We start from the raw sequence: 1261 nt of genomic DNA, 5'->3' as shown, positions 1-1261 counted from the left end.
TATCTGTGATTCCATACCTCCTGTGGTGATTGGGTGGATGAATGAATAATGAAACAGCCTGGTTTCTTTGATGTTGAAGAGCGGCTTGCTCGTTTGAGCGGTCTTGGCGATCAGCTTGAAGCGTTTTCCCGGACTGTGGATTTTGAGGTGTTCCGCCCTGATCTGGAGAAGGCTCTGGCCTATTCAGATGGAAGCAAGGGCGGGCGACCGCCATTTGATCCGGTGTTGATGTTCAAGATCCTGGTGATCCAGACGCTCAACAATTTGTCTGATGAGCGGACAGAGTATCTCATCAACGATCGCCTCTCCTTTATGCGTTTCCTTGGTCTGGGACTTTCAGATCGGGTGCCCGATGCCAAAACAATCTGGCTGTTCCGTGAACGCCTGACACAGGCGGGGGCCATTGAAAGACTGTTTGAGCGCTTTGATGCGACCCTGCGCAGCGCTGGTTATCTGCCGATGTCAGGCCAGATCCTGGATGCCACGCTCGTAGCGGCTCCGAAGCAGCGCAATACAAACGCAGAGAAAGCGGATCTGCGAGCAGGCCGTATTCCTGAAGACTGGCAGGACAAGCCATCCAAACTGTCGCACAAGGACAGACATGCACGATGGACGCTGAAGTTCACGAAGGCGAAGCAGCAGGATGATGGAACCATGCCATCCAGCGATCTTGCCATCCCGTTCTTTGGCTACAAATCCCACGTCTCCATCGATCGGAAGTTTCGGTTCATCCGAAAATGGAAGACGACGGATGCCGCCGCCAGTGATGGTGCGCGATTGAGAGAGGGGCTGCTGGATAAAACCAATACGGCCTCAAGCGTCTGGGCTGATACAGCGTATCGCTCAAAAGCCAATGAAGACTTCATGGAAAAGCATGGCTTTGTCTCAAAGGTTCACAGGAAGAAGCCGCATCTCAAACCCATGCCACTCCATATCCAGCGGTCCAATGCAGGAAAGTCCATGATCCGCTCGCGTGTCGAGCATGTTTTTGCCGACCAGAAATCACAGACGGGATTGTTCATCCGAACTGTCGGTATTACCCGGGCCACCATGAGGATCGGGCTGGCCAATATCGTCTACAACATGCGCCGCTTCCTCTTCCTGCAGCGGATCAGCACCACAGCGTAGCTATCAAGCCGGTAACAGCTCCCAATCTGCTCAAAACGCAGACCGGATGCCATCGCAAAAACCGTCAATCAAATCGCCAAAAGCCAGAAATTACCCGCCAAGCACATCAATCAACGGTTCTTCGATCCCTCCA

At 53.1% G+C, this 1261-nt stretch carries 1 protein-coding gene; it reads left to right on the top strand.

The genetic code is table 11. The features are described 5' to 3' along the window. Positions 1–48: 48 nt before the first annotated feature. A complete protein-coding gene (locus HKD31_RS15895; RefSeq protein WP_007397870.1) occupies positions 49–1128 on the top strand; it encodes an IS5 family transposase in 1080 nt (359 codons plus the stop codon). The last annotated feature ends 133 nt before the right edge of the window (positions 1129–1261 follow it).

The organism is Gluconobacter potus (genome assembly GCF_015244705.1).
Classification (GTDB): Bacteria; Pseudomonadota; Alphaproteobacteria; order Acetobacterales; family Acetobacteraceae; genus Gluconobacter; species Gluconobacter potus.
This window is presented reverse-complemented; position numbering and strand designations above follow the sequence as displayed.

Excerpts from the sequence above, each read along its gene's own strand:
- HKD31_RS15895 (WP_007397870.1), top strand. The coding sequence starts at position 49 with ATGAAACAGCCTGGTTTCTTTGATGTTGAAGAGCGGCTTGCTCGTTTG.